General features: G+C 35.3%; 33 protein-coding genes, 1 pseudogene and 1 other annotated feature. Of the genes and pseudogenes, 18 read left to right on the forward strand and 16 right to left on the reverse strand.

Features of this window, described 5'->3' with window-relative positions:
• The first annotated feature begins 4 nt into the window (after positions 1–4).
• Positions 5–403, forward strand: a complete 399-nt coding sequence (locus tag ACUN26_RS03575) for an SseB family protein (RefSeq protein WP_000435260.1) — start codon at positions 5–7, stop codon at positions 401–403.
• Positions 404–435: 32 nt separating this feature from the next.
• On the opposite strand, the gene ACUN26_RS03580 is transcribed toward ACUN26_RS03575, so the two are convergent.
• Positions 436–1,350 carry a S66 peptidase family protein gene (locus ACUN26_RS03580; RefSeq protein ID WP_002038221.1) on the reverse strand — a complete coding sequence of 305 codons (915 nt, stop codon included), beginning with the start codon at positions 1,348–1,350 and terminating at the stop codon, positions 436–438.
• A 115-nt stretch (positions 1,351–1,465) separates the two neighbouring features.
• Here ACUN26_RS03580 and ACUN26_RS03585 point away from each other — a divergent pair, with 115 nt between their 5' ends.
• A complete protein-coding gene (locus ACUN26_RS03585; RefSeq protein WP_000495238.1) occupies positions 1,466–2,560 on the forward strand; it encodes an NAD(P)H-dependent flavin oxidoreductase in 1,095 nt (364 codons plus the stop codon).
• Positions 2,561–2,577: 17 nt separating this feature from the next.
• Here ACUN26_RS03585 and dltD read toward each other — a convergent pair whose 3' ends face one another.
• From dltD to ACUN26_RS03610, 5 genes are all read right to left on the reverse strand, one after another.
• Positions 2,578–3,753 carry a D-alanyl-lipoteichoic acid biosynthesis protein DltD gene (dltD, locus tag ACUN26_RS03590; RefSeq protein ID WP_001030274.1) on the reverse strand — a complete coding sequence of 392 codons (1,176 nt, stop codon included), beginning with the start codon at positions 3,751–3,753 and terminating at the stop codon, positions 2,578–2,580.
• Positions 3,750–3,989, reverse strand: coding sequence for a D-alanine--poly(phosphoribitol) ligase subunit DltC (dltC, locus tag ACUN26_RS03595; RefSeq protein ID WP_000807310.1), 240 nt, complete (start codon positions 3,987–3,989; stop codon positions 3,750–3,752). Before dltC ends, dltD begins: the two co-directional genes overlap by 4 nt.
• A gap of 67 nt (positions 3,990–4,056) precedes the next feature.
• Positions 4,057–5,223, reverse strand: coding sequence for a D-alanyl-lipoteichoic acid biosynthesis protein DltB (gene dltB, locus ACUN26_RS03600; RefSeq protein ID WP_000127922.1), 1,167 nt, complete (start codon positions 5,221–5,223; stop codon positions 4,057–4,059).
• Entirely contained in the window at positions 5,220–6,734 is a 1,515-nt protein-coding gene (dltA, locus tag ACUN26_RS03605) for a D-alanine--poly(phosphoribitol) ligase subunit DltA (RefSeq protein ID WP_000770500.1), read from the reverse strand. Before dltA ends, dltB begins: the two co-directional genes overlap by 4 nt.
• Before the next feature lie 12 nt (positions 6,735–6,746).
• A complete protein-coding gene (locus tag ACUN26_RS03610; protein ID WP_000440293.1) occupies positions 6,747–6,893 on the reverse strand; it encodes a teichoic acid D-Ala incorporation-associated protein DltX in 147 nt (48 codons plus the stop codon).
• Positions 6,894–7,234: 341 nt separating this feature from the next.
• Here ACUN26_RS03610 and ACUN26_RS03615 point away from each other — a divergent pair, with 341 nt between their 5' ends.
• The 4 genes from ACUN26_RS03615 to ACUN26_RS03630 all read left to right on the forward strand — a co-directional run bounded on the left by ACUN26_RS03615 (position 7,235) and on the right by ACUN26_RS03630 (position 10,357).
• Positions 7,235–8,404: a M20 metallopeptidase family protein gene (locus ACUN26_RS03615; protein WP_001082806.1), complete on the forward strand. Its 1,170-nt coding sequence runs from the start codon at positions 7,235–7,237 to the stop codon at positions 8,402–8,404.
• Between the two features lie 397 nt (positions 8,405–8,801).
• Positions 8,802–9,248 carry a flavodoxin gene (locus ACUN26_RS03620; RefSeq protein ID WP_000041162.1) on the forward strand — a complete coding sequence of 149 codons (447 nt, stop codon included), beginning with the start codon at positions 8,802–8,804 and terminating at the stop codon, positions 9,246–9,248.
• Positions 9,249–9,272: 24 nt separating this feature from the next.
• Positions 9,273–10,046, forward strand: a complete 774-nt coding sequence (locus ACUN26_RS03625) for a hypothetical protein (protein ID WP_000544544.1) — start codon at positions 9,273–9,275, stop codon at positions 10,044–10,046.
• A gap of 149 nt (positions 10,047–10,195) precedes the next feature.
• A complete protein-coding gene (locus ACUN26_RS03630; RefSeq protein ID WP_000651091.1) occupies positions 10,196–10,357 on the forward strand; it encodes a hypothetical protein in 162 nt (53 codons plus the stop codon).
• Here ACUN26_RS03630 and ACUN26_RS03635 read toward each other — a convergent pair.
• Entirely contained in the window at positions 10,354–11,262 is a 909-nt protein-coding gene (locus tag ACUN26_RS03635) for an aminoglycoside phosphotransferase family protein (RefSeq protein ID WP_000379017.1), read from the reverse strand. The two genes, ACUN26_RS03630 and ACUN26_RS03635, sit on opposite strands and share 4 nt — an antisense overlap.
• Positions 11,263–11,361: 99 nt before the next feature.
• Here ACUN26_RS03635 and ACUN26_RS03640 point away from each other — a divergent pair, with 99 nt between their 5' ends.
• Positions 11,362–11,871, forward strand: coding sequence for a hypothetical protein (locus ACUN26_RS03640; protein WP_002038211.1), 510 nt, complete (start codon positions 11,362–11,364; stop codon positions 11,869–11,871).
• 82 nt (positions 11,872–11,953) lie between these two features.
• Here ACUN26_RS03640 and ACUN26_RS03645 read toward each other — a convergent pair whose 3' ends face one another.
• From ACUN26_RS03645 to ACUN26_RS03655, 3 genes are all read right to left on the reverse strand, one after another.
• Positions 11,954–12,103 carry a hypothetical protein gene (locus ACUN26_RS03645; protein ID WP_000743730.1) on the reverse strand — a complete coding sequence of 50 codons (150 nt, stop codon included), beginning with the start codon at positions 12,101–12,103 and terminating at the stop codon, positions 11,954–11,956.
• 18 nt (positions 12,104–12,121) lie between these two features.
• Complete coding sequence (locus ACUN26_RS03650) at positions 12,122–12,295, reverse strand: hypothetical protein (RefSeq protein ID WP_000343564.1); 174 nt, start codon at positions 12,293–12,295, stop codon at positions 12,122–12,124.
• Positions 12,296–12,376: 81 nt separating this feature from the next.
• A complete protein-coding gene (locus ACUN26_RS03655; RefSeq protein ID WP_000665536.1) occupies positions 12,377–13,735 on the reverse strand; it encodes an MATE family efflux transporter in 1,359 nt (452 codons plus the stop codon).
• Positions 13,736–13,915: 180 nt separating this feature from the next.
• Here ACUN26_RS03655 and uppP point away from each other — a divergent pair, with 180 nt between their 5' ends.
• A complete protein-coding gene (gene uppP / locus ACUN26_RS03660; RefSeq protein WP_000796245.1) occupies positions 13,916–14,710 on the forward strand; it encodes a bacitracin resistance undecaprenyl-diphosphatase in 795 nt (264 codons plus the stop codon).
• A gap of 192 nt (positions 14,711–14,902) precedes the next feature.
• Positions 14,903–15,367, forward strand: a complete 465-nt coding sequence (locus tag ACUN26_RS03665; RefSeq protein WP_000006430.1) for an SRPBCC family protein — start codon at positions 14,903–14,905, stop codon at positions 15,365–15,367.
• Positions 15,368–15,402: 35 nt separating this feature from the next.
• Here the strand turns inward: ACUN26_RS03665 and ACUN26_RS03670 are convergent, their stop codons facing one another.
• Complete coding sequence (locus tag ACUN26_RS03670; RefSeq protein WP_073990710.1) at positions 15,403–15,990, reverse strand: thioredoxin family protein; 588 nt, start codon at positions 15,988–15,990, stop codon at positions 15,403–15,405.
• Between the two features lie 33 nt (positions 15,991–16,023).
• A complete protein-coding gene (locus ACUN26_RS03675; RefSeq protein ID WP_001287958.1) occupies positions 16,024–16,467 on the reverse strand; it encodes a regulatory YrvL family protein in 444 nt (147 codons plus the stop codon).
• 162 nt (positions 16,468–16,629) lie between these two features.
• On the opposite strand from ACUN26_RS03675, the gene ACUN26_RS03680 reads away from it, so the two are divergent.
• Positions 16,630–17,049, forward strand: a complete 420-nt coding sequence (locus ACUN26_RS03680; RefSeq protein WP_000081437.1) for a MarR family winged helix-turn-helix transcriptional regulator — start codon at positions 16,630–16,632, stop codon at positions 17,047–17,049.
• Positions 17,050–17,201: 152 nt separating this feature from the next.
• Positions 17,202–17,357, forward strand: a complete 156-nt coding sequence (locus tag ACUN26_RS03685) for a hypothetical protein (protein ID WP_000184925.1) — start codon at positions 17,202–17,204, stop codon at positions 17,355–17,357.
• 22 nt (positions 17,358–17,379) lie between these two features.
• Here ACUN26_RS03685 and ACUN26_RS03690 read toward each other — a convergent pair whose 3' ends face one another.
• Positions 17,380–18,615, reverse strand: coding sequence for a dicarboxylate/amino acid:cation symporter (locus ACUN26_RS03690; protein WP_000814824.1), 1,236 nt, complete (start codon positions 18,613–18,615; stop codon positions 17,380–17,382).
• Positions 18,616–19,619: 1,004 nt separating this feature from the next.
• On the opposite strand from ACUN26_RS03690, the gene ACUN26_RS03695 reads away from it, so the two are divergent.
• On the forward strand, positions 19,620–20,963 hold the full coding sequence (locus ACUN26_RS03695) for a TrkH family potassium uptake protein (RefSeq protein ID WP_000869131.1): 1,344 nt from the start codon (positions 19,620–19,622) through the stop codon (positions 20,961–20,963).
• 34 nt (positions 20,964–20,997) lie between these two features.
• On the opposite strand, the gene ACUN26_RS03700 is transcribed toward ACUN26_RS03695, so the two are convergent.
• On the reverse strand, positions 20,998–21,390 hold the full coding sequence (locus tag ACUN26_RS03700; RefSeq protein WP_002038267.1) for a hypothetical protein: 393 nt from the start codon (positions 21,388–21,390) through the stop codon (positions 20,998–21,000).
• Positions 21,391–21,499: 109 nt separating this feature from the next.
• Between ACUN26_RS03700 and ytfJ the strand changes: the two genes are divergently transcribed.
• Positions 21,500–21,967 (forward strand): GerW family sporulation protein, encoded by a 468-nt coding sequence (gene ytfJ / locus ACUN26_RS03705; RefSeq protein WP_002038268.1) that lies wholly within the window; start codon positions 21,500–21,502, stop codon positions 21,965–21,967.
• A 111-nt stretch (positions 21,968–22,078) separates the two neighbouring features.
• Positions 22,079–22,168 (forward strand): hypothetical protein, encoded by a 90-nt coding sequence (locus ACUN26_RS03710; RefSeq protein ID WP_000608227.1) that lies wholly within the window; start codon positions 22,079–22,081, stop codon positions 22,166–22,168.
• A 381-nt stretch (positions 22,169–22,549) separates the two neighbouring features.
• Here the strand turns inward: ACUN26_RS03710 and ACUN26_RS03715 are convergent, their stop codons facing one another.
• Together ACUN26_RS03715 and ACUN26_RS03720 are read right to left on the reverse strand one after the other, a co-directional pair.
• Positions 22,550–22,789 carry a YkuS family protein gene (locus ACUN26_RS03715; protein ID WP_000101012.1) on the reverse strand — a complete coding sequence of 80 codons (240 nt, stop codon included), beginning with the start codon at positions 22,787–22,789 and terminating at the stop codon, positions 22,550–22,552.
• Between the two features lie 86 nt (positions 22,790–22,875).
• The gene (locus ACUN26_RS03720) at positions 22,876–23,115 is read right to left on the reverse strand and encodes a DUF3911 family protein (RefSeq protein ID WP_000752506.1); all 240 of its coding nucleotides are present in this window, start codon (positions 23,113–23,115) and stop codon (positions 22,876–22,878) included.
• Positions 23,116–23,174: 59 nt separating this feature from the next.
• Here ACUN26_RS03720 and ACUN26_RS03725 point away from each other — a divergent pair.
• From ACUN26_RS03725 to ilvN, 4 genes and pseudogenes are all read left to right on the forward strand, one after another.
• Positions 23,175–23,390, forward strand: a pseudogene (locus tag ACUN26_RS03725) (hypothetical protein).
• A 141-nt stretch (positions 23,391–23,531) separates the two neighbouring features.
• Entirely contained in the window at positions 23,532–24,428 is an 897-nt protein-coding gene (ilvE, locus tag ACUN26_RS03730) for a branched-chain-amino-acid transaminase (protein WP_001005494.1), read from the forward strand.
• A 16-nt stretch (positions 24,429–24,444) separates the two neighbouring features.
• Positions 24,445–24,672, forward strand: a binding site (T-box leader).
• Between the two features lie 73 nt (positions 24,673–24,745).
• Positions 24,746–26,446, forward strand: a complete 1,701-nt coding sequence (ilvB, locus tag ACUN26_RS03735) for an acetolactate synthase large subunit (protein ID WP_000095847.1) — start codon at positions 24,746–24,748, stop codon at positions 26,444–26,446.
• Positions 26,443–26,952 carry an acetolactate synthase small subunit gene (gene ilvN / locus ACUN26_RS03740; protein ID WP_000822948.1) on the forward strand — a complete coding sequence of 170 codons (510 nt, stop codon included), beginning with the start codon at positions 26,443–26,445 and terminating at the stop codon, positions 26,950–26,952. Before ilvB ends, ilvN begins: the two co-directional genes overlap by 4 nt.
• The last annotated feature ends 7 nt before the right edge of the window (positions 26,953–26,959 follow it).

The following is a 26,959-nucleotide window of genomic DNA, read 5'->3' on the forward strand; positions in this document are numbered from 1 at the left end:
TCATATGGAGCAAATTTCAGTAAAGAAAATAGAAAAAGTACTCGTTTTAGCAGGTGAGGATAAACAAAAGCAAAAGGAATTTTATGAATTGCTCTTATCAACGGAGTTTTATGTTGCTGGTTCACTTGAAGCAGAAGACGGGGCAACGGAAGGAACACTTCGTTTGCGTCATTTCCAAGGAGAGGGTAGATGGATCGTTCCGTTCTTTACACAATTGAAATTTGTAAAAGATGTGTTGCCAGAAGGTACACCCCTTATTACGATACGTGGAAAAGAATTATTTGGTGGCATTGAGAAGGATGCAACAGCTGTATTAAATGTTGGTACTGATATAAGTAAAACATTTATTCCGGAAGAAATTGCAGATATCGCATCTGGACGAATTTTTAATTATTATAAGTAAAAGGAAAAGCTTAATCGCTTTTCCTTTTTAATTTAAACATGGAGTGCTACGCCTGAAGAAATAGAGAGTGTTTTATTATTTGTATTTATTGTTGCTGTAGCTCCAAGGGGAATACCGATATTTGGATTTATATGTCCAATCGGTAAACCGAATAGGACAGGTATATCATATGGCATGAAATATTCATATAATATTGTTTGCAATGATTGAGATGGTTTAGAAGGGGTGCAATCATGACAACTTGAAAAAATAACGCCATTGCATTCATTAAACTTTCCAGATAAAAGTAGTTGATTTAACATACGATCGATGCGGTACGGTTCTTCCCCGATATCTTCAAGCAATAAAAGTGTATTGGCTGTACTTATTTCATAGGGTGAACCAATTACACTCGTTAAAACAGCTAAATTCCCTCCAACTAATGTACCGGTAGCTGTACAGGCTGAGCTAGGTACGATACATTCTGATGCAGATAAGATAGAAGAATACGGGTGGAAGAGCTGATTGAAAGAAGATAAAGAGAGAGAATCTATACCTTTGCCTACTTCTTCAATCATCGGACCATGAAACGTAACAAGCTTTGCATAACGTGAGAAAGCAGTATGTAAAGCTGTAATATCGCTGTATCCCCAAAAAATTTTTGGATTTTGTTGAATGATTTCATATTGAATGTGAGGGAGAAGACGAGCGCTTCCGTAACCACCTCGTGCACAGAAAATTGCTTTTACTTCATTATTTGTAAAGGCTTCATGTATATCATCAAGACGAACTTGGTCACTTCCAGCTAAATACCCATACTTTTCATAAATACTCTTCCCAATTATTACGGATAATCCCATCTCTTGTAATACATTTACACCTTTTAATACACTTTCAATTGTAGGTGGACCAGACGGTGCAATAATCATTACTGTATCACCATGTTTTAACGCATTTGGATAAATCATTGTTTTCAGCCTCCTTCTCTTTCAATATATTCGCTTCATATGAAGTTCAACCCTTGTAAAAGAAGGGGAAAGCTTGTCAAATAAAGAAGATATAAGGGGGATAGGAGGGGAAATGATGTTCACAAGTCGAGTAATAGACATATTGCAAATTAAGTATCCCATCATTCAAGCAGGTATGGCGGGTGCCATTACAACGCCAGAACTTGTTGCAGCTGTAAGTAATAGCGGAGGATTAGGAACGCTTGGAGCAGGCTATATGAGCCCAGAACAAATTCGTAAAGCGATTTATAAAATAAGGGAACTAACAAATAAGCCTTTCGGTGTTAATTTACTGTTAACGAAAGAGGTGCAGATAGAAAAAGAGAAGATAAATGAGGCGAAAGTCTTACTTAATGGAGTGAATAGAGAGTTAGGTATTGAGGAAGAGGATGTAGTAAATCTTCCAAAAAGTTATAAAGAACAATTACAAGTGTTAGTAGAAGAAAAGGTACCGGTCGTTAGCTTTGCATTCCAAACGTTAGAACAAGAAGAAATAGATGAATTAAAAAGAAGAGGAATAAAAGTCATCGGAACAGCGACTCATGTAGCAGAAGCGAGAGCACTTGCCGAGCTAGGAGTAGATATTATCGCCGGGCAAGGTAGCGAAGCAGGAGGTCATAGAGGAACGTTTATCGGGAAAGAACAAGATGCAATGATTGGTACGTTTGCGTTAATTCCGCAGTTAGTAGCGGCAGTTCCGCATATCCCAATTGTTGCAGCAGGTGGTGTAATGAACGGACAAGGGCTTGTTGCGGCATTTGCGTTAGGGGCAGAAGCTGTTCAAATGGGATCAGCTTTTTTAACGAGTGAAGAAAGTATTACACATGACGTATATAAAGAGGCTGTATTAAAAAGTACAGATACGAGTACAATTGTAACTCGTGCGTTTTCCGGGAAATATGCACGGGGTATTCGTAATGAATTTATAGAGAGACACGAAGGAAAAGAAGAAGGGCTTCCGATGTATCCAGTGCAAAACGTATTAACTTCTAAAATACGCCAAGAAGCAGCGACGCAAAACAAGGGAGAATATATGTCACTTTGGGCGGGACAAGCATCGGCATTAGCAAGAATTGAGCCAGCTCAGCACGTAGTGGAGCGGGTCGTGAAAGAAGCAGAGGATGTAATGGAACAATTACAAAATGTATATAGAAAAAGACCACTTGAATAATTCAAGCGGTCTTTTCATTAGTTTGCTTTATAAAATTGTTGGATGGCCTCGTCGATGTAAACCCAGCCTTTCCAACCTAAGTGCATATGATCTTTTAAGAAGTATTTATCATATTCATGGTTTGAGAAGTCGGCAATTGGATAACCAGCTTTCTCAATTTGCTCATGAACTTTCTTATAGTACGCTTCGCGGCGTTCTTTCGGGAATCCAGCGTAATCGTACCAAGGACCTTTTACAGGAACAGAAATGAAGAGTGGTTTTGCACCAGATTGTTTTAATAAATCAAGTACAAGTTGTAAGTCTTCATACTCTGGTGATTGGTCATAAGCATCATTTTTTAAGTAGCCTTCACGCTGCTTTAATTTCTTCTTAATTTTGCTATTGAAGTAATCGTCTTCAATACCGTATTCATTAGACCCTGATTCTGCTGCACCTGTTTGATCCGCATGTTTACGAGCTTCATCCCAGTTCATTTGTTTTAATGAAGGGTCAAGTTTTTCTTTATGCGGTTTAATATCAAACATTGCTGTAAATAAATCTTTACGATCTAAAATGTTACGATACACATAAGCGAAAGGTTTAGCAGCAAGTGCTTTTACTTTATGCTTTGTATCATCATAAGCGATACCTTCAAGCGAAACTTTAAGTAAAGTTTCTTTCTTAACGATCTCAAAGTTTAATAAACGCTTTGCAATTTGTTTTTTCATTTCAGGCTTTAAGTCATCATTGAAAAGGAAATGATAGCCTTGTTGTTTTGAAAAGTTAGGTGCAAAGTGTGTTTCATCAATACCTTGTGGCACAAACCATTGCGGAGAAAGAACGAATACCATTTTCTTGTCTTTCAATTGATCCATTGTAGATGCAAAGTTTAATACGTGTACAAGGTCTTGTGTTCCGCCGCGTCCAAGAAGGAATGGTGTGAACCCTTCAGGCTTTACTTTGAAATAATTTGATGGATGGAAAGCATCCATACGTGCGAATTCCGATGAACCGTACATCGGAAGATATTTCGGATCTGCTAACATCTTTTGCTGTAAAATCATACTTTGAATCTTTTCTTCTTTCAAAGAAGTTGCAGCTTGTTCTACTTTTTCATCACTTAAAAGTGGAAGTAGGAAGCGCGTCGGAATAAGTAAGAATACAGCAAAAAGGGCCAATGCTAAAAGCATCGGACCAAATTTTGCTTTGTTCATCGGATTTCTTCCAACTTCTTAATAACCATGTTTGGTGTAGCCCACTCGTCACGGTCAAAATCAGAAATAGAAACTTCAATATCTAAACGCTCTTGGAATTCAACTAATAAAGATACTACAGCGAAAGAATCAAGAATACCTTCTTCAAATAATTGAACATCTAAGTTTTCTTTCACAATATCGTTTTCACATACTTCTTCTAAAATATCTAATACTTGCTCTTTGAATTCTGCCATTTTTAAAATCTCCTTTATATCCGAATATATTATATGTGCAACTTCTTAATAGAATAAGAAGGGTGCATTAAAAGTATCTGTTAAGGTGTCCAGAGAAAATAAGGAAACCGAAACATACAACGTGGAACGTAATCACAATCGCAAGGACGTGTGTAAATTTATTGTTTGGCCAAAACTTATGCTTCTTGTTTTTTCGTTCGAAAATATCGAATAGAATAAACAGTGCGGCATGATATAGACCATAAATAACATACTGCGCAACAGCGCTTCCTTGGATGTGCCAAATTCCCATAATGAAGAAGTTTAAAAATGCACCGATATACGAAATAGTGTAACGGTTCTTAATTAACTTTTTCTTCGTTGCAAAAAAGACGAAACGCATGTAAATAAAGTCACGGAACCAGAATGATAAACTCATGTGCCAGCGGTTCCAGAAGTCTTTAATGTTACGACTAAGGAATGGCTTATTAAAGTTTTCTGGCGTTTTAATTCCCATCATGTAACTGATACCAATTACGAACGCACTATAACCTGCAAAGTCAAAGAATAATTGCATGCTAGTAGCGTACATGAAAATCGCATTAGATAAAAGTGTATCTTGATTGGCGAATACTGCCTTTACAAGATATGTTGTTATCAAGTGCGCGATTATAAATTTATACAGAAAACCTTGGAAAATACGGTTAAGCCCTGTATATAGTAACTTTTGATATTCCTCAGCACTAGGTGGCTTTTGGATATCTTTTTGGAATCTACGGTAACGATCGATAGGTCCACTTGAAATCGCAGGGAAGAATAAAACAAACTCCCAGAAATTAAAGAAGGAAAGTTCTTTAATTAAATTATCACGAACTTCAAAGACCATTTGTACAGCTCTAAATGTTACGTAAGACATACCTGCGAAAACAATAAAATGCAATTCAGGTACAAATGGTGCGATTTTTGCCAAAATAAGTGGCAAAATCGATAAAATAACAGCTATACAAAACATGAATGTACTATTATTTTGTTTTCTTAAAATTAAATAGCCTTTAATAAGGGCATATTGCCAAATAATAAATGCGGCTAACATAATCGCTTGCTTTGGTTTATCCGAGAAGATAATAGCAATCATGACTAATGTTAAAACGGCATTATATTTACGCAACATTTTACCTTTTAATCCAGCTATGATAGTAGGTATTAATAAAATGCCCACTATAGCGAAAAAATAAAATGATCCATATGCGGTCATGCTGTAACCTCACTCAATAATTTTTTGCGATCTACCTTTCCATTTGGTGTCATTGGAATAGAAGATTGATACATGAATTTACGTGGAATCATGTAGTTTGGTAATCGCTCATTGAGTTCTTTTTTAATTGCAGATGTTAATTTGAATTCTTTTTCAAACGAATGTTCTCCAGGAACAACAACCGCTAATAAATAATCGTATTTCTCACCTTTTTTAATCGGAACAATAACTGCTCCTTCTACGTAAGAACACGCACGAAGATGATGCTCAATTTCTTCTAATTCCATTCGATAACCATGAAGCTTAATTTGGAAATCAAGACGACCATTATAGAATAGAAGACCATTTTCTACATAGCCAGCATCGCCTGTTTTATAGGCGCGCTCACCGTCAATCATAGTAAATGCTTTTTCTGTTAATTCAGGGCTTCCTAAATATCCAACGCTTACACTTGGACCGACAATTACGATTTCACCTTTTTCACCATCAGGTGCAATTGTACCATCTTCTTTCATAATAAGAAGGCGACAGTCTGATTTACAGTAGCCAACTGGAAGTGATTTGTATTGATCAAGCACTTCTTCTGTAACGTGAATACCTGTTACAGCAACAGTAGCTTCTGTTGGACCGTACGTATTCATAATCGTTGCTTTCGGGAAACGCTCAATTAGTTTTCTAGCCACTTCATTTGGTAACACTTCACCGCAGAATAAGAATGTTTTCATGTTTGGTAGCATACTCTCAGAGAAAGATGCTTCCATTAAACACATTTCAGCGAAAGATGGTGTTGAAGTCCATACTTGAGTATCCGATTGCTCTAGAGAAGCAAACAAGTCTTTTGGACGTGCAATCATATCTTTATCGATTGCCCAAAGTGTACCGCCTGTTACTAATGATGGGTAAATATCCATTACAGATAAATCGAATGAGAAAGGTGCTTGGTTTAAGAATACTTGCCCTGTTTGTAAGTTGAAATCTTCTACAGCCCATTTTGTAAAGCTAACAAGGCAGTTATAAGTAATCTGAACCCCTTTCGGATTACCTGTACTTCCTGATGTGTAAATAATGTAGAAGTTCTCATCACCTTTTACCGCATGTTCAGGATTTGGAATGTTCCCTTTATGAGTAAAGAAAATATCTTTTAAGTTGTCTTCACTTACGATGCGAACTGGTAAATCAGTTACAGTTACTTCTGCAGCTGATAAAAGTAATTTCGCACCAGAATTTTCAGCGATACGTTGTACGCGATCAGCTGGGATAGATAAATCTACAGGAATGTAAGCATGTCCAGCTTTTACACACCCTAAAAAGTTTATAATCATTTCAGGTTGCATATGGCCATACACCATAATTGGTGAACGATCATCTGGATATTCAGAAGAAATCCAATGTGCTAACGCATCAGAATCTTCCTTTAATTGTTTGTACGTAATTTTCGCATCTCGCCAAACAAAAGCGGTTTGATCAGGCGTTTCTGCAGCCCACTTTTCAATTTGTTCTAATAACTTCATAACGTTCCCACCCTAGAATTCATTGTAAATAAATGTACTTGTGTTTGTATCATGGAATCCATACAACCAAAGTAATGCAAATAAAATTGCAAGATAATAAACCGTCTTTGCAACCCATTGTGTGAGTGGTCGAGACCATATCTCTTTTAATCTTTCCATGTCTTTCCCTCTCTTAATGAAATAATAGCTCTTTGTAGGTATCATGTCCTACATTATTGTGAAAAAAACAAAATTCCACATTTTAGGTAAAAATAAGACAAAAGGCTCTTTTCTGATATTAGCACTAAATACTAAAAAAGAAAATCCCTAACTTAGCAATTATATTACATTCGGCATGAATTTGTAATGGGTTTGACATGTAAATAGAAAGTGGATTGTATGAATACATAAAAGTGGATTGTGAGAAGGCGTGAAAAATATAATATTTGTTTTTTCATGCAATCAACAAAGGCTGAGTAAACTTTAAATTTCTAGCTCTTTTTTAAAAGGAGGAAATTATCATGAATAGAGTGTGGAAGAGTCTTATTTCAGAAGAAAATATTATGAAATGGAGACGGCATTTTCATAAGTATCCGGAATTATCGTTTCATGAAAAAGAAACTTCGCAATTTATATATGATACGTTATGTTCATTTTCTTCTTTTGAAGTAACAAGGCCAACGAAATACAGTGTTTTAGCAATTAAAAGGGGTGTGGAACAAGGTAAAGTAGTTGCGATTCGAGCTGATATTGATGCTTTACCAATTCAAGAGGAGACAAGTAAATCTTATACATCTGTTCATAAAGGAAGGATGCATGCGTGTGGGCATGATGCACATGCGGCTATTTTGTTAAGTACAGCAGAGGCGCTGTCAAATATGAAGGAAGAGTTTGTAGGGGAAATTCGTCTATTCTTTCAGCATGCAGAAGAGGTATATCCTGGTGGTGCTAGGGAAATGGTTGAGGCGGGTGTGATGGACGGTGTTGATTATGTAATAGGTTTACATGTTATGTCTGGATTGGAAAGCGGGAAGATAGGAATTGTATATGGGCCGATGATGGCAGCGCCAGACGTATTTACAGTTGAAATTCACGGTAAAGGAGGGCATGCAGCGCGGCCAGAAGAAACGATAGACCCTATTGCTATTGGAGCGCAGATTATTACAAATTTACAACATATCGTATCAAGAAATACAAGTGCTTTTATGCAGAGGGTAGTTTCAGTTACGCAATTTCATGGGGGAAAGGCTGACAATATTATTCCCAATACGGCAACTTTAATGGGAACTGTGCGTTCTTTTAATCAAACGTTAAGATTGGAAGCAGAAGAGAAAATTGAACAAATCGTGAAAGGAATTACAAAAGCACATGGAGGGGATTACACATATACGTATCGTTACGGATATGATCCTGTTATTAATAATGAATATATTACAAAAGTGGTAGAAGAAAGCGCACTATATTTGTTCGGGAATGAGCGTGTTGTGAAGCTTGAACCTTCTATGGGGGGAGAAGATTTTTCAGCATATTTAAGAAAAGCACCGGGTTGCTTCATTAAATTGGGGACGAGGAATCAAGAGGATAATACTTGTTATCCGCACCATCATCCAAAATTTGATGTAGATGAATCAGCTTTAATTTATGGAGTGGAATTATTTTTAGAGGCGGCCATAAGACTACTAAAATCATAGGTGCATATAAAAAAAGGCAACTGCGCTCTATCGCAGTTGCTTTTATTTCTTTCCGTCAGAGAGGGCTGAGAAAGAACTATGCTCATTTATAGTATATGAATAGCTAACGGACAAGCTTGTACATTTTAATCATTTTTTTAAAAATAGTTATTGACTTTGATAATCAATTTCAATTAATCTAATGTTACAGTTGAAATTGATAATTATTATCAATAGAGTGGATGCGACATGTTAATGAGAAAAAAATATCACCTTCTGCGAAGGGGATTAAAAAATAAAAATAAAGATGTTGATCAGCATATGGAATGGCAACGAAATGTAATTCGTTCTGAATATGTAGATGAGAAGAATAAAATGCAAACAGAAAAAGCGATACATAGTAAAGGGAGAGATTCAGTTGAGTAAGCTAGTAATGATTTATGCAAGTATGAGTGGAAATACAGAGGAAATGGCAGATCATATTGCAGGCGCCATTCGTGAAACAGAGAATGAGATTGAAGTTATTGATATTATGGATTCACCAGAAGCTTCTATATTAGAACAGTATGATGGTATTATTTTAGGCGCTTATACTTGGGGAGACGGGGATCTTCCAGACGACTTCTTAGATTTTTATGATGCAATGGATTCTATTGATTTAACTGGTAAAAAAGCAGCGGTATTCGGTTCTTGTGATTCGGCTTATCCAAAATACGGAGTAGCGGTTGATATTTTAATAGAAAAGCTGCAGGAACGCGGAGCAGCAGTTGTGTTAGAAGGACTAAAAGTAGAATTAACGCCAGAAGATGAAGATGTAGAAAAATGTTTACAGTTTGGAGCTGAATTCGTAAAACACCTTTCTTAATGGCAGAAGGGAGATGAAGAGCAATTGCATGAGAAAATCGCAATAAAAACGATGACAGATTATCATTTGTATGATTTTATGCGTTGTCCACATAAATTTTATTTCCGTCATATAAAAAGAAGAGAACCTTCTTCATTTGAATGGCAACAAATAGCACAAATGATTGTGAATCAAATTATTAATGAGTATTACACGCTACCTGCGAGCCAACAAACGAAAATTGTACTTTTAATATTAATAGAAAAGTATTGGAAAAAGGTAAGGATTAGTATGTTTGCTTCGAAGACGGAGTACTATATCGTATTAGCAAAGCTAACTGATCACTTATTACAGTTTGTTGAAAGAGATGATAGTCAGACGCCACCATTGTTTTTGTATGAGAAGTTTCAAACATATATGGAAGAGTTAGGTGTCCACATGTCATTGACATTTGAAGTTGGTGAGTGGAGTACAGAGTCATTTGTAATTAAAAAATATGTTATTGATGCGGATGAGGAAATGCTAGCTCTTTGTCAGAAGTTAATGACAGTATTCAGTTATAAAGCTTTCGGCATTCTTCCAGGGAAAATTGAAATTATTAATTTAATAGAAGGAACTAAGTATGAATACATTCCGAAACAGGAAGATATTATAACTGGAATGGATGATTTATTTAGAATGAAAGAAATGTTACAGCAACCTGAGCACTATACAGAGCGTCATTTTCGTTCAGAGTGTACGAGTTGTGCTTTTCGTAGTGAATGCCAGGGGGAAGAAGTAAAGGAAGAAGTGAAGCAGAAGGAAAATATCGTACATTAAAGGATGCAAATTTGCATCCTTTTTGTTATTGACATGAAAAGCTTTTCATCATTTACGGTATATTTGCAGCAGATTTTAATGCGGGCTAATAATCAGTGGGGGATGCCCCCGCTGATTAAAGTTTCACTTTATAAGAGGAGGAATAATCAATGAAAGATGAAACGAAAGTATTTCAATGGTTAAAAGAACAAAATGCTCCTTTTGGAATTCAACTGCAAATTTTACAGGCATTTCAATTGTACAAAGTTATTGTTGAAATGGATAAAAAGTTAATGATGTATGAGGAGAAAGAATATAGGGAGAGAATTTAATCTCGTCCCTGTAATATCGCTTTTAGCTGTTCTGTATCTGCTATGAATTTAAGCGCATTCTTTGTTTCAAAGTTATAAATAATATTATGTAGTAAAGGGCTGTATTGATAAAAACTAGTGATACGGTGAATGAGTAATGGATCGTGGTGAGAAATAATTGTACTGTATTGTTCGTATACAGATGTAGTAAATTCACGTCCGAAATCATAATAGAGCCCGGCAAAATCAAAGGCAGGATCTCCAATTTGAGCATCACCAAAATCGATAATCCCTGAAATACTCTTGCTCTGCTTATTAAATAAAATGTGATGATGTGTAAAATCGGCGTGAATAATTGTATTTTGAAAAGTGGATGTAGCTATACAGGCAAAGAAATTTTCGAATAAATGATGTAAGGCTGATTTCTGTAATGAAGTAAACATGTTAGTAAGATACTGATTTAATTTTGTTTGTAGCTCTTTCCAGTAGGTAATTGTTTTTTCAATTGGAAATCCTAACGTTGTAACTTGTTTTACAGGAATATTATGTAGTGCCACAAGGAAAGTAGCTAATTGTGTAATGATTGCTTTCAATTCTTTTTTCTCTAGTGTGGTAACTATTTCTTTTTGTAACGGTTCACCATGAATGAGAGTATAGTAACTACAAAGCGGAATAGTATCAGTATCCTTTTTATATAATAGGTGATACTTTGGAACCTCAATTTCTTGTAGCGAATGAGAGAGAAGTGTGCATAGTTTTTTTTCTAACGGAATTCGTTTAGCATATTCCTGTTTTCGTGGAAAACGAAACAGTAGGTCGTCATTAATTATAACCGCTATATTATCCCATCCTTCTTCATTTTGTTTATATGAATGTATAGAAAGATTAGGCAGAGCCTGTTTTATATACTGTTTGTAAGAGTCCATAATCGTTCCTCGTTTCTAAGTGAAAATTCTGATATTCCATTTTATAATATCAGAATTTTCATTCTATATGTTAATATGTAACTAACATTATGAATAGGGATGGGGTGTATGGTGAAGAAAAGAATAGTAATCATTTCTATATGTATCGCTTTTGGTTTGTTTTGGTCATATAAAGAGGCGGTTTTCGCTACCTTTAAATCGATAGATCAGTACGAGTTAAATAAGGAATTAAAGAATAAAAGTATAGAAACTTTAACTCATAAAGAAATGAAACAGGTAGGAGAGCACTTTGTGACAGCACAATTATCAGTGTTTGAGTTTCATAATAAAGAAGATGTGAAGCGAAAAGGCGAAGAGATATTTGTAAGTAGGGGATATGAACAATTAATACAAAATTATTATCCAAATCGTTTTCGAGATTTAGAGTATAAATTTACAAACGAGGAGATACGTGAAGTGACGGATGAGAGTTTTCTCTATCATGCTGTAGCGTATGTTGCGGGTACTGAAAATGGTAAGAGAAGTGAAATGAAAGTAAATTATGACGTGAAAGTTGTAAAGGTTAATAATATATTTAGGGTGCTCGAACAAAAGCAGTACGTACAATAAAGTGAAACTTTAATCAGTAAGGTGTTCACTCTTACTGTCCACAAATAGCGGGATAAAAAGCCCCCTCGAGGAGTAGAGGGGGTTAAAGATTTTCATTTTGTTGACCAAGTTCTTTTTGAGCAATGTATACATTTCCTTGCTCCACTTGTTTCTGTGTATAAACAGAATCGCCTACATATCCTTTTTCCGTTTTCACAGTTCTTTTTGAGTGATTTGAATCTTGTTTCTTCATATAATATGTCACCTTTCCTTAAAAATAGACGAAAATAATGAGTACGAGTAATACAGCAGCGAAAATAGTAATACCCATTAAAAACGAAGCGTTTTTATATTTAGGTGGTTTATGTATATCTTGCTGGTATCCAGGTGAGATTTCAGGGGCGAATTCTTCATCGAATGATTGATCTGTTTCTTTTTCGTCCATATGATATGTATCCACCTTTCTTTTTCATTATGTTATACGTTACAAGAAAAAATATGCATAAAGAAAACAGCCGCTCTAGCGTTAGCGGCTGTTTTGTGTTGTATATTTTCTTTGAACTTGGAAGAGACGGATTAGAAGGAAGCTAGCACCAAATGCTAGACCGATAATAAGACCAATCCAATATCCTTTTGCTGCCCAGTCAGTGTACGTTGCTAATATGTAACCGAGAGGGAGACCGATTACCCAATAAGCGACTAATGTCATAATTAACGCAACATTTACGTCTTTGTAACCACGTAGTGCTCCTTGTACAGGAGTTGCAATTGCATCTGAAATTTGAAATAAAATCGCAAATATAAGGAACTCTTTTGCTAAATGGTGAACATTTGCATCTGTCGTATAAATAGATGCAATTTCATCATCAAAGAAATAAAGAAGAATCGAATAGAAAAGAGCGAAAGCAAGGGCTAATCCAATGCCGATAAATCCATATTGTTTTGCGTTATCATATCGTTTTGCTCCAACTTCAAATCCAACTGCTATCGTCATTGCCATTGCTAAACTTAAAGGAGTCATATATAACAAGGAAGCGAAGTTCATAGCTGCTTGATGCGCTGCAATTGTTGTCGTACTAAAGTTACTCATCATTAGTGTAACTGCAGCGAAAATACTCGTTTCAAAAAAGATAGCAAATCCGATAGGGACGCCAAGTTTTAAAAATGATTTCCAACTCGAAAGAGAAGGACGATATAACTGTTTAAAAATATTAAAAGATGCGAATGGCTCTTTCGTACGAATAATAATGACGGTAATAATTAAAATGCACCAATAGGTTGCTGCAGAAGCAATTGCTGCACCGACACCACCGAGTTTAGGGAAACCAAAGTTCCCAAAAATTAATACATAATTTAATACTACGTTAATCGGTAATGATAGTAATGTAATGATCATCGTTGTTCGAGTTTTTCCTAATGCATCAATAAATCCACGCAAAACAGTATAAGTAAATAATGGGATAACTCCAATCGCGATAATACTTAAAAATTGTGCTGCAATACGTTCAACAGGTTCTTCTAATCGCATGCCATTTAAAATAGGTGGAACAACGAAGAAGCCAATAAGGATAACAACGAAGCTAGCGCAAACTGCTAAATAAACTGCTTGTATGACAACGTGAGGAACATCCTCTTTTTTCTTGGATCCAATGAGTTGGGCAACAATAGGAGTAGTAGCCATTAAAACCCCTGTTAATCCTGTACTAACTGGGAGCCATATACTCGTTCCGATAGCCACACCTGCTAAATCAATTGGACTGGCATGTCCGGACATTGTCGTATCAAAAAAGCTCATTGCAAATAATGACATTTGGGTTACGAAAATCGGGAAGAATAGTAATACAAAGTGTTTTAGCTTTTGTGAGAATGAAGTAGTTTCTTTCATAAAATCCCCTTTCCGATAAAAAAACAATCCTTCCTATCATACAATTTAATCAAAAAATAAAAAAGAAATACGCACCAGTATATATAAAAGCAATAAAAAAAGGATGCACATTGAAAAGGGATAAGGTATTATGATAAGGTGTGAAAAAATTACATATTCGTTATTAAGGAGGCACTACTCGTGGCTGATTGGTTAATTGGAATAATCATGGGTGCTGTTGAAGGTTTAACAGAATTTTTACCAGTTTCATCAACAGGACATATGATTTTAACAGGTCATTTACTTGGATTTGACGACGAGAGAGCGAAAGTTTTCGAAGTTGTTATTCAATTGGGATCGATTTTAGCAGTTGTTGTTATATTTTGGAAGCGTTTATGGTCTTTAGTTGGCATAGGTAAAGTAACAGACGGACCGTCGTTGAATTTATTACATATTATTATTGGGATGATTCCTGCTGGCATACTTGGCGTATTATTCCATAGTACAATTAAAAAAGTTTTATTTGGTCCAGGACCAGTTGTCATTAGCTTAGTAGCTGGTGGTATTTTAATGATTGTTGCTGAGAAATTTTCAAAACCAAGTACAGCAAGAACGTTAGATGAAATCACATATAAACAAGCATTTACAATTGGAATGTTCCAATGTTTAGCGCTTTGGCCAGGGTTCTCTCGTTCTGGATCAACAATAAGTGGTGGTTTATTAGCTCGCGTGTCTCATACAGCAGCAGCTGAATATACGTTCATTTTAGCAGTTCCAATGATGGTGGCTGCAAGTGGTTTAGATTTAATTAAAAGTTGGGATATATTAAGTACGGCTGATATACCGTTATTTGCAACAGGATTTATTACAGCATTTGTTGTTGCGATGTTTGCAATTGTTTCATTCTTAAAATTATTAGCACGTGTAAAACTAACACCGTTTGCTTACTATCGTTTCATTTTAGCTGCGGTATTCTATTTCTTCTTCATTATGTAAGAAGAAATCACCAGAAATACCCTATAGATTAGACGCTTGAAAAAGTCTACTCTATAGGGTATTTCTTTTATAGCAGGAGAAAATAAAGTTTTTGCTCTCATTTACTTGTATTTCACTATGTAAAATATGACATAATGATTTTGTTACATTAATATAGAGAAAATTTATAGGGTATTTGAGAGGAGCAGTTTAGTGAGTTTTGCAATAGAGATAGTAATTCCGGCACCAATTGATGTTGTGTTTGATTATGTACATAATGACGAGAAAATACTAGAATGGAGTACCTTTATGGTAGAAAATAGGTATCCTTCAAATATAGATGTTGAAAAACCTCGTGAAGGTGATAAATATATATCTGTGCAAAAAATGGGGAAGAAAATATATGAATTTGAGGCGGAAATTTTAGAGTATGATGAACCGTATATCGTATCAGTTGGATGTGAAATGAAACAAGGTTATACTGCTGCAACTTATATGTTAGAAGAGGATGAAGAAGGTACATCGCTTACTTTAATCGTAGAATTTGAACCGAAGAACTTTATATATAAGATTATGTACAAGTTGACTGGCTGGATGACGCGTGCGGTATATATGGGTGAGATGGAGCGTTTAGCAGAGTGCGTAGATGTTGCATATTCTCAGAAAAAAAGATTATGATTTTGCAAAAAAAACTGCCGATTTCGGCAGTTTTTTTATTTTACTATTTTTTCAATCATACTTTCCATTACATGTTCCCAAAGAGAAGTATCATCAGCTAATGTAGCACGGAAATTAGCATACATTTCTTTCTGTTTTTCTTCAAATGTTGGATCTTCTTTTTCAGGCAATGTAGCGCGCATTGAAGTTACTAATTCTTGTACTTTTGGAGCGCGTGGTCCAAAGACAGCTTGTTCATTTCCGTCTTTATCAATGAAAATAAAGATTGGAATTGCACGTGCTGTTCCATTTGTTAAGTATTGATCCATTAATTCTAAGTTTTCATCACGAATTAATAAGCTCATATCAATATTTGCAACTTCAGAAATTCGTTTCATAACAGGTACGCATAAAAGAGCATCTCCGCACCAGTCGGCTGTTAATACGATAACACGCCAGCCATCATTTTGGCGTTCTTCTAAAACTGGGAGTAATTCATTTGGAATTAAAAAGTTATTGTAAATATGTAATAGCTCATATTGGTTTACTTTCATTTCATTTACATATGTATCAAAGGACATACCTTTATCAGCCCATTGTTGTAAGTTCATAATTAACACCTCTTTAGTATGATTTGCTTTTATTGTACCAATTTTTATATAGAAAAGCTTGTATTCTTACTCTTTCTTATCACTAAATAATATATTTAGTGTGTAAAGGAATAGTGCGACACATAGTTCAGCTATGTTGGACATTTGTACGCTCTCTATCCAGTCGTCGGCAGTATGAATGACGAACCAATCTAGTGTAATTTCAATAATGGAGAGAAGAGCAATTGAGAGCCAATTTGGCATACTTGTCATCATTGGCTGTAGGAGCGATTTAAAGAAAATGAATATAAAATATGTAATACCATCTAATAAAAGAATAAGTAAAAAAAAGAGTAGTATAGCTGTTCGTGATGAGTATTCTATACCCGTAATTTGAAAGATTCCTACATATACAAAAAATATAAATGTAAATGTAAATGTAAAAAATGTAATGAGAATAAAAACAACAAAACTAATAACGATAGTCCTATCTTTTAGACTGAGATTAGAAAATTTGTCTTCCTCACTCACTACCTCAACTCCTTTTTCTGGAAAATCAAGTTCATTGTATCACGAAATGCATATTAAAAAGCTACGAATTATGGGAAAATAAGGTGACAAAAAGTAAGATTTCATGTAAAATTATTAATAAGGTTTTTATTTAACTAAATGAAATAAAAGGGGCTGTCAAAGTTGTCTCAAAATAGAGAACAATTAATGGAAGAACTATCGACAAATGTTTTTGCGATGTTTCGCACGTTGCGTAATGACATTGGAAAAATATTTGGTGGTTACATACCGTGGAATGAGTTCATCGTCCTTAGAATATTGAATCGTACAAATAAAGAAATGGTATCACGTGTCGCTAATGAGTTAAATGTGTCGAATAGTCATATTACAGCTGTTACAGAAAAATTAATTAATAAAGGTTTCGTAACCCGTTCACGTTCTACATCAGATCGCCGAGTTGTATATTTAGAGATTACAGAACAAGGGAAAGATTTAGTTGCGAAAATGGAAGAGGCGAAAAAACGATACTTACAAGAAAGATTTTCCGCACTTTCAGAAGATGAAATGAATGTAATGATTTCTATTTCCCAAAAACTTATTTAATTAATTACAAACGAGAAAACGTTTACCTAGTGGAAAAGAAGACCTTCCTTATATGTGGAAGGTCTTCTTTCTTGTGTAATAGCTTATAAAAATAAAATGTGTATGAAAAAAGATAGAGCGCCATACTACTAATAATGGAAGGAGGGAGAAATATGACGAATCGTAATGGTAGTAAAGGAAGCGCGAATCAAGGTTCACCAAAATCAGGAAAGTTTAATCAGGAATTTAGTACTGAATTCGAAACTGGTAACGATAATAAAGGGAAAGAATATCGTTCAAAAAAAGGAAGTAAATCAAAAAAGGAGTGAATCATTTCACTCCTTTTTTGATTTAAGATGCTGCCGATTGATCTGTATTATATTTTTCTTCTGATTTTGCGACAATCATTGCGCAAATTGCATCACCGGAAATATTTACAGCTGTTCTAGACATATCTAGGATGCGATCAATACCGATAATTAAAGCAATACCTTCTACTGGTAGGTTTACTTGATTTAAAACCATTGTAAGCATTACAAGTCCAACACCTGGTACACCAGCAGTGCCGATACTAGCTAGTACAGCAGTTAATACGACCATGGCTAATTGTGCTAATGTAAGTTCAACTCCGTACACTTGAGCGATAAATACAGTTGCCACACCTTGCATAATGGCAGTGCCATCCATATTAATCGTTGCACCTAGTGGTTGTACAAAGGAGCTTATCGCTTTTGGAACTCCAAGTTTTTCTTGTGCCGTTTTCATTGCGAATGGAAGAGATGCATTAGAGCTAGATGTACTAAATCCAATTGCCATTACTGGTCCGAAATGTTTAAAGAAACGAATAATACTTTCTTTTGCTAATATCTTTAATAAGCCGCCATATATGAAGACACCGTGAATAATGAGTACTAACATAACGACTATCATATACTTGAACATCGCAGCGACGCCTGCAAGCCCCATTTTACCAACGGATGAAGCAAGCAAACCAAATGTTCCAATTGGGGCTAATTTCATAACGAGATTAACAAGATACATCATTAATTCGTTGCCCTGTTCAAGTAATGAATGGATACCTTGAACTCGTTTTCCTAAAACAGCTAAACCGAGTCCGATTAATGCAGCAAAGGCAATAATTTGTAACATGTTACCATCAGCCATCGCTTTAGCTGGATTATCTGGCACAATATTCAGCAATGTATCGACGAAAGATGTTTCAGTTTTTGCACCTTCATACGTAAGCCCGTCTGTTTTAAAGTTACCGCCAGTTCCTGGTTTGATGATAAGTGCAAATGTCACTGCAATAGAGATAGCAACTGCTGTTGTGACGAGAAAGAATGAAATTGATTTTAAACCGATTCTTCCAAGTTGTTTCGGATCTCCAAGACCAGCAGCCCCTAGTACGATGGAAATGAATACAACAGGAACAACTAGCATTTTAATGAGTCGAATAAACAGTTGGCCAATTGGGTTAAACACATATTGATTTAAAGGTTCAAAAATAGATGGTGCAGCTAAATTTAAAGTGAGTCCAACAATTAGACCAAGAAACAATGCAAGTAAGATCGCTTTTGTTTGCTTCAATAAAATCCCCCCTTGTTTTTGTACAATTACTTTCTAAATGAATTGTACCGAAAAAATCCCTGTTTTGACAATATTTTCTGAAAAATTCGCAAGGTTTTATTTGTTTTTATATGAATAGTCTGATTTTTCTGTAGTTTATAGAAAGAATAAATTTCAGAAAATAAAATAGACCATCACATAGGATGGTCAAAGGAAGGGGACAATTTATGTCAATTTAATTAGGGATGGAAGCTATTCAGAGACACTGGGGAATGTCTTAAATTAGGGAGGAACAGCTTCGATACATATACTATAAAAGATAGATGTGACCCTCGTGTGAACATAGAGTGAAAGAGAGAGGGAGTTTAAAAAAGGATAGAAAGACAAAAAAATAAGACCATCGTATAAAAGATGGTCAAAGGAAGGGGACAATTTATGTCAATTTAATTAGGGATGGAAGCTATTCAAAGACACTGGGGAATGTCTTAAATTAGGGAGGAACAGCTTCGATACATATACTATAAAAGATAGATGTGACCTTCGTGTGAACATAGAGTGAAAGAGAGAGGGAGTTTAAAAAAGGATAGAAAGACAAAAAAATAAGACCATCGTATAAAAGATGGTCAAAGGAAGGGGACAATTTATGTCAATTTAATTAGGGATGGAAGCTATTCAAAGACACTGGGGAATGTCTTAAATTAGGGAGGAACAGCTTCGATACATATACTATAAAAGATAGATGTGACCCCCATGTGAACATAGAGTGAAAGGTATGGGGATTTGAAAAATAGTACATATAAAATTATTGTTGCAAGAGTTGTAGAGTTAAGAGAAAGATAATAGAAAGTTTTTCTGTCATAAAATGAAGTAAAGTTCGAATATAAATAAAAGTTGAAATCTATGAAAAAAAGGATTATGCTCAACTATGTTATGAGAATATAAGGTTTATCCCGCTACTTGTAGGTTCTTAAAAACCTGTATTTATGAGAGGATAGAAGCTTCACTTAATAAAGGGAGTTAGTGATATGAAAGTAACAAAAAGACAAAGTTTGTATAATCGTTTTATACAATTAAACCCACCACAAATATTAGCATTAGGTTTTTTCTGCTTAATTGTGGCCGGAGGTTTGTTATTAAAGTTACCATTCGCAACGAAAGTACATATTAGTTGGGTAGATGCTTTTTTTACAGCAACGTCGGCAGCGACTGTAACGGGTTTAGGAGTAGTAGATACTGCAAGTACGTTTACGATGTTTGGTGAAATTGTTATTATGTTTCTAATTCAAACAGGTGGTTTAGGTCTTATGACAATTGCCATTTTAATTGTTTGGGTACTAGGTAAAAAAATTGGCTTACGCCATCGATTATTAATTGGAGAAGCATTTAATCAAACAAATATAGGTGGTCTTGTAAAATTAGTAAAACGTGTCTTTATTTTTTCTATTTGTATTGAATTCATTGGAGTCATCTTTTTATCGTTTCGCTTTATTCCAGAGTTTGGTTTTGGGAAAGGTTTATACTATAGTATTTTCCATGTAATTGCTTCCTATAATAATGCGGGGTTTGCTCTTTGGCCAGATAATTTAACAAGGTATGTAGGAGACCCTATTATTAATATTGGAATTTGTTCCTTAATTGTAATAGGAGGACTCGGTTTTACCGTATTAATTGATATATGGTATAGTCGTAGTTTTCGAAAATTATCACTTCACTCAAAAATAATGATTATTGGAACAGTAGCGCTAAATGTTATAGCAATGATTGTGATTTTTGTATTGGAATATAATAATGTGAAGACGTTAGGGAATTTATCTTTAAATGAAAAGTTATGGGCGTCTTTCTTTCAAGGTATTACACCTCGTACAGCTGGTTTTAATACAGTTGACTATGGAGGGATGGAAGAATCATCTATATTATTTACGATGGTTTTAATGTTTATCGGTGCAGGAAGTGTATCAACGGGTGGAGGTATTAAATTAACGACGTTTGTTATTTTAATTACATCTGTCCTTTCTTTCTTTAGAAAGAAGGAGGAAATTGTTTTATTTCAGCGTACAATTAAAATGTCGACAGTAACGAGAGCGTTAGCAATTGTCGTTGCCAGTCAAATACTTATTTTTACAGCAGTATTTGTATTAATGCTTACAGAAGACTTTAGCTTTATTCAGCTACTATTTGAGACAATTTCAGCATTTGGCACAGTTGGATTAACGATGGGGATTACTGCGAAGCTATCAGCATTTGGAAAATGTATTATTATGTTTGTTATGTTTTGTGGATTAATTGGACCGCTAACACTTGTGTTTTCTTTAGCACGCCCAGCAAAACAAAAAATAAAATATCCATCAGAAGATGTATTTACAGGATAAGGTATCTCGCATAAAGCGAGATACCTTTTTCTTTTTAAAAAAGGGAGAACAATAAACCGATAAGTGCTACACGGAATAAAATCGCGATGAGTGCAGCAATTCCACCAACAATGGCAGCGATACCACCAGTTACAGTAGCTCCGCGATTATAAGCGTAAATTCCTAGTAACACAGAAACAAGACCAAATAGTGTTGGGAAGGTGAAGAGTGATAATATAGATAAGGCAAGAGCGATAAAACCGGCAGTTGATCCAGCGGCAGACGATCTTACATCATCTTTATCTTCTTTCTTATCGTAATCATAATCAATGCGCTGTGGTGCAACTTCAGCTGCATATTCTTCTTTATAGTCACTATAATCACTATCTATTCTATCTCTTTTTTTGTAATCATCAAATTTCTCAGTCAAAGTCATGACTCCTTTCATAACAAGGTTCAATAGTAGTATGTATCTCTTTTTCTTTTTTATCCGAGGATAGGCAGGGAGTAATATCCATGTAGAAGAAAATTGTTTTTTTGAAATAGGAAAAGTTAGTATGACTTCCTCTATTTTGGAAAGTATAAAAAGGAATAATGAGGAAAGGGTGCAGTACATAATGGAACATCCAATTGAAAATTTAATGAAAACAGCAATGACAAATTTAAAAGAGATGGTAGATGTAAATACGATTGTTGGAAGTCCGGTTTCGACAGCTGACGGAAATGTAGTATTAACAGTATCTCAAGTGGCGTTTGGTTTTGGAGCTGGTGGAAGTGACTTTAAAGGGGATTTCATTACTGAAAAACATAATGGTGGACAAGGTCAGCATAAAGAGAATAAGCCAGGGCATCCATTTGGAGGCGGAAGTGGGGCTGGGGTTTCCATTAGTCCCGTTGCTTTTTTAGTAGTTGGTTCTAACGGAGTACAAGTATTGCATCTTAACAGTAGTACACATTTAATTGAAAAAGCTTTAAACACTGTACCAAGTACTGTAGATAAATTTGTGAATGGTCGTCAAAAGTGAACTTGCAATTTTTAGGAATTGTGATATATTAGAAAAAGTGCGCTTTAGGATGATCGGAATAATTGAAATGTAAATATATAATAAGATGTGTGGAATAAGGGAGAGGAATGTATGATTAATATTAAAAACTTAGTAGTTGGCTTATTTATGTTAGTAAGCGGCTTTGTTGTATATGTAATAAAAGAAAAAGCTCCATTCTAAAACAGACAAACCGTTACTGTCTGTTTTTAATTTGTAAAAAATATTGACAAGTTAATGTATTGGTGTTAAAATTTTAATTCGTGTCTCGGTTACAGCTAGTGTAAAGTAAATATCTCTTATGAATACAATACGAAAAGTTTGCGAAAGATCGGGTAATTTTATCAACAACTTTTGTGAACAAACCCTATAAATTGTATTTGTAAGCCATATATGTATACTAGTGAATCAAGGAGCGGTCATTGGAACCGTAATGATGAGAGAGAGGTAGGGCTTTCATCCAGTATATGTTACTTTCCCGTTAGGTGAATATAAAAAAGAGGACTCCTTTTTTAAAAGGAGTCCTCTTTCTTTTGTGTGTTATACCATAATGAGAAATGACTTTTAAATACGGTTCTCAACTTGCTGACAAATTTCATCTGTTGTTAAACCATGAGCTGTAATTATCGATCCTTTTATTGATGTATCTGCAATCCCCATCACATTAGAATCTTGCCCAGTTACAACACAACAATCGCAGCCTTGTGCATCATTTTCTGAGTTAAGTGTAACGACTTCATGTCCTTGTTGCTGAAGAGCTTGTTGAACATCTGTTAATGAGTTTTCAACGCCAATTCTAGCCATAATTCTCACCTCCTACCATCTAGTTGCTAGTATGCTCAAGTCTATAGCATATATTTATGAAAAGATGGTAGGAAGCATATATTTGTTTAGTCGTTATAAACACCAGTAAGCATTTGACTAACGAATTGATCGTTTAATGTATCCTGTGCGGAAGAAGGATTAGATTGAATATCGATTGAAGCGATAAAATTATTATGTTCTTTGTTATTCGGTTCTACCTCTACATAATTATCGAATTTACAAAAACCTTTCGTATCCATTAGATCAAATAGTTGTAGCATTTCAACTACCTCTTGTCTCGTTCCTTTAATTTGTACACACGCCATATTTATTTCCTCCTTCATTTTGACAAATTGTTTTTTAAAAATAGGATTATGATTTCGAAATGAAAAATATGAATGTTATTTTTACACAGCACTAATTTTTTTATTTTCCCCCTTTTTCAGCAAAAGTCGTTATATATTCCCGAATTTATAAAATCGGACGTCCGTTTATTGAATACAATAGATTCGTACCTCTTAGAGAAAATCCTTCTTTTAAACAAATATTTTTTTTAGTGGAAATTGGCGAAAAAAATTTTTTGACTTTTTGTAAACGTTAACAATGTTGTTAAATCAATATGATTAAAGATGTACGTACGATTAAAAATTAAAAATTTTCTAAAAATTTACTTGATTTATTTAGAAAGGAGAGTAAACTAGGAAACAATAAAAAATTCATAGAACATAGGAGGCGCTTTCCAGTGAACGAACAATGGATTTTCTTAAATGGAGAATTTGTTCCAAAAGACGAAGCAAAAGTTTCAGTATATGATCATGGCTATTTATATGGCGATGGAGTGTTTGAAGGCATTAGAGTTTATAGCGGTAATGTTTTCCGTTTGAGAGAGCATCTTGTCCGGTTATATGAATCAGCGAAATCCATCATGTTAGAAATTCCATATTCGTTAGATGAAGTAACGAATATTGTTGTTGAGACGATTCGAAAAAATAAATTATCTAATGGATACATTCGCCTTGTTGTATCGAGAGGAGCAGGAAATCTTGGGTTAGATCCTGATTCTTGTAAGACACCGAATGTAGTAGTAATTGCAGAACAACTATCTTTATTCCCACAAGAATATTATGAAAAGGGGATTCCAGTTGTAACAGTTGCAACGCGCCGAAATCGACCAGATGTTTTATCACCTCAAGTAAAATCTTTAAATTATTTAAACAATATTTTAGTTCGTATTGAAGCGAAATTAGCTGGAGTACAAGAAGCACTTATGTTAAATGATCAAGGATACGTAGCTGAAGGTTCAGGAGATAACGTATTTATTGTAAAAGGAAATAAATTAATTACACCACCAAGTTCTGCTGGAGCGTTAGAAGGTATTACACGAAACGCAATTTTAGAAATCGGCGAAAAACTTGGGTATGACGTAAGAGAAGAGTTATTTACAAGACACGATGTATATGTAGCTGATGAAGTATTTTTAACAGGAACAGCTGCTGAAGTTATTGCTGTTACGACAGTAGATGGTAGGACGATTGGTTTAGGAAAAACGGGACTACATACGAATCGTTTACTAGAAGAATTCCGTAAATTAGTTGTAGAAGATGGAGAGAAAATTTACGAAGAAAATAAAGTTGGATAATAACTCTTTATGAAATGAGAAAGCGTTGATAGGGAGGAGTAGTTGATTGTGAAGCCTCACAGAGAGTCGGTGGTTGCTGGAAACCGATGGTTCACGTCGACGAACATCGCCCTTGAGTGCTAAGCTGAAGCATTTGGTTAGGCTTAGACGGTAGCTCCGTTATTAGCTAGACTCATTTATGGGTCACTGAGGCAAGAGTATTCTTGCGAAGAAGGGTGGTACCGCGAAATCTTTCGTCCCTTCAGCACATAGCTGGAGTGTGGACGTAGGATTTTTTTTATTTATAAATTTTTTTAAAAAGGGGGCTTATAAGAACAATGTCTTCAAAAACGGAAGAGAAACTGGCAACTGGTGCACAGCTATTGTTAGAAGCGCTAGAAAAGGAAGGCGTAGAAGTGATTTTCGGTTATCCGGGTGGTGCCGTTTTACCTCTTTATGATGCGCTTTATGACTGTGAAATTCCGCATATTTTAACAAGGCATGAGCAAGGGGCCATTCATGCAGCTGAAGGGTATGCCAGAATTACTGGAAATCCAGGGGTTGTAATTGCAACAAGCGGGCCTGGTGCTACAAATGTTATTACTGGTTTAGCTGATGCGATGATTGATTCATTGCCACTTGTTGTATTTACAGGGCAAGTAGCAACAACGTTAATTGGAAGTGATGCTTTCCAAGAAGCGGATATTATGGGGCTTACGATGCCAGTAACAAAACATAATTATCAAGTGCGAAAGGCCTCGGATTTACCTCGAATTATTAAAGAAGCATTTCATATCGCTAGAACTGGAAGACCAGGTCCAGTCGTAATTGATCTTCCGAAAGATATGGTAGTAGAACAAGGGGAACGATGTAGTGACGTGCAAATGGATTTACCAGGGTACAACCCTAATTATGAACCGAATCTACTCCAAATAAACAAATTATTACAAGCAATTGAGATTTCAAAAAAACCGTTAATTTTAGCTGGAGCAGGTGTATTGCATGCGAAAGCTTCGAAAGAATTAACAAGTTTTGCTCGTAAATATGAAATTCCTGTTGTGCATACGTTACTTGGTCTTGGTGGTTTTCCGCCAGATGATGGACTATTTCTAGGGATGGGAGGAATGCATGGTTCTTACACAGCCAATATGGCGCTATATGAATGCGACTTACTGATCAATATTGGTGCGAGATTTGATGATCGTCTTACTGGGAATTTAGCTTATTTTGCTAAAGAGGCGACTGTTGCACATATCGATATTGATCCAGCAGAAATTGGAAAAAATGTGCCGACTGAAATTCCTATTGTTGCAAGTGCTAAGCGAGCTTTGAAAGTATTACTTCAATCAGAAGGGAAGAAAGAAAATCATCATGATTGGCTCATTTTATTAAAGGGTAGAAAAGAAAAATATCCACTCTCTTACAAACGAAATTCTGAAAGTATTAAACCTCAATACGCAATTGATATGTTATATGAACTTACGAAAGGAGAAGCGATTGTAACAACAGATGTTGGGCAACATCAAATGTGGGCCGCACAATATTATCCGCTGAAAAATCCAGATAAATGGGTAACTTCAGGTGGATTAGGAACGATGGGCTTCGGATTTCCAGCAGCAATTGGGGCGCAAATTGCAAAGCCTGAGGAACTAGTTATTGCAATTGTCGGTGACGCTGGATTTCAAATGACCCTGCAAGAATTAAGTGTCTTAAAAGAACATTCCTTACCTGTTAAAGTTTTTATTTTAAATAATGAAGCTTTAGGAATGGTAAGACAATGGCAAGATGAATTTTATAATCAAAGATACTCGCACTCTTTACTGTCGTGTCAACCAGATTTCGTCGCTCTTGCGAATGCGTATGGCATAAAAGGAGTTCGCATAGATGATCCACTTCTTGCAAAGAAGCAAATACAGCATGCGATTGAATTACAAGAACCGGTCGTAATTGATTGCCGTGTACTTCAATCAGAAAAGGTAATGCCGATGGTTGCGCCAGGGAAAGGTGTTCACCAAATGGAGGGAGTGGAAAAAAGGTGAAGAGAATTGTTACAGCGACAGTTCGAAATCAAAGTGGTGTGTTAAACCGAATTACAGGTGTTATGACACGAAGACATTTTAATATTGAAAGTATTTCAGTAGGTCATACAGAATCATCGGACATATCACGGATGACAATTGTTGTACACGTTGAAAATGAACAGCAAGTGGAGCAGTTAATTAAACAACTTCATAAGCAAATTGATGTTTTGAAAGTGTCAGATATTACAGAAGAAGCGATGATCGCAAGAGAACTTGCACTTATTAAAGTCGCAACATCAGTAGCAAGAGCAGAATTATATAGTTTAATTGAACCGTTTCGAGCCGCTGTAATAGATGTTGGGAAGGATTCCATAGTTGTGCAAGTAACTGGTACGCAGGAGAAAGTAGAAGCATTAATTGAATTACTTCGTCCATACGGTTTGAAAGAAATTGCTAGAACGGGTGTAACAGCATTTACGCGTAGTATGAAAAAACAAGATAAGCAAGTTATGTTAATTCAATAATCATTTA

Source organism: Bacillus sp. WC2503 (genome assembly GCF_052682895.1).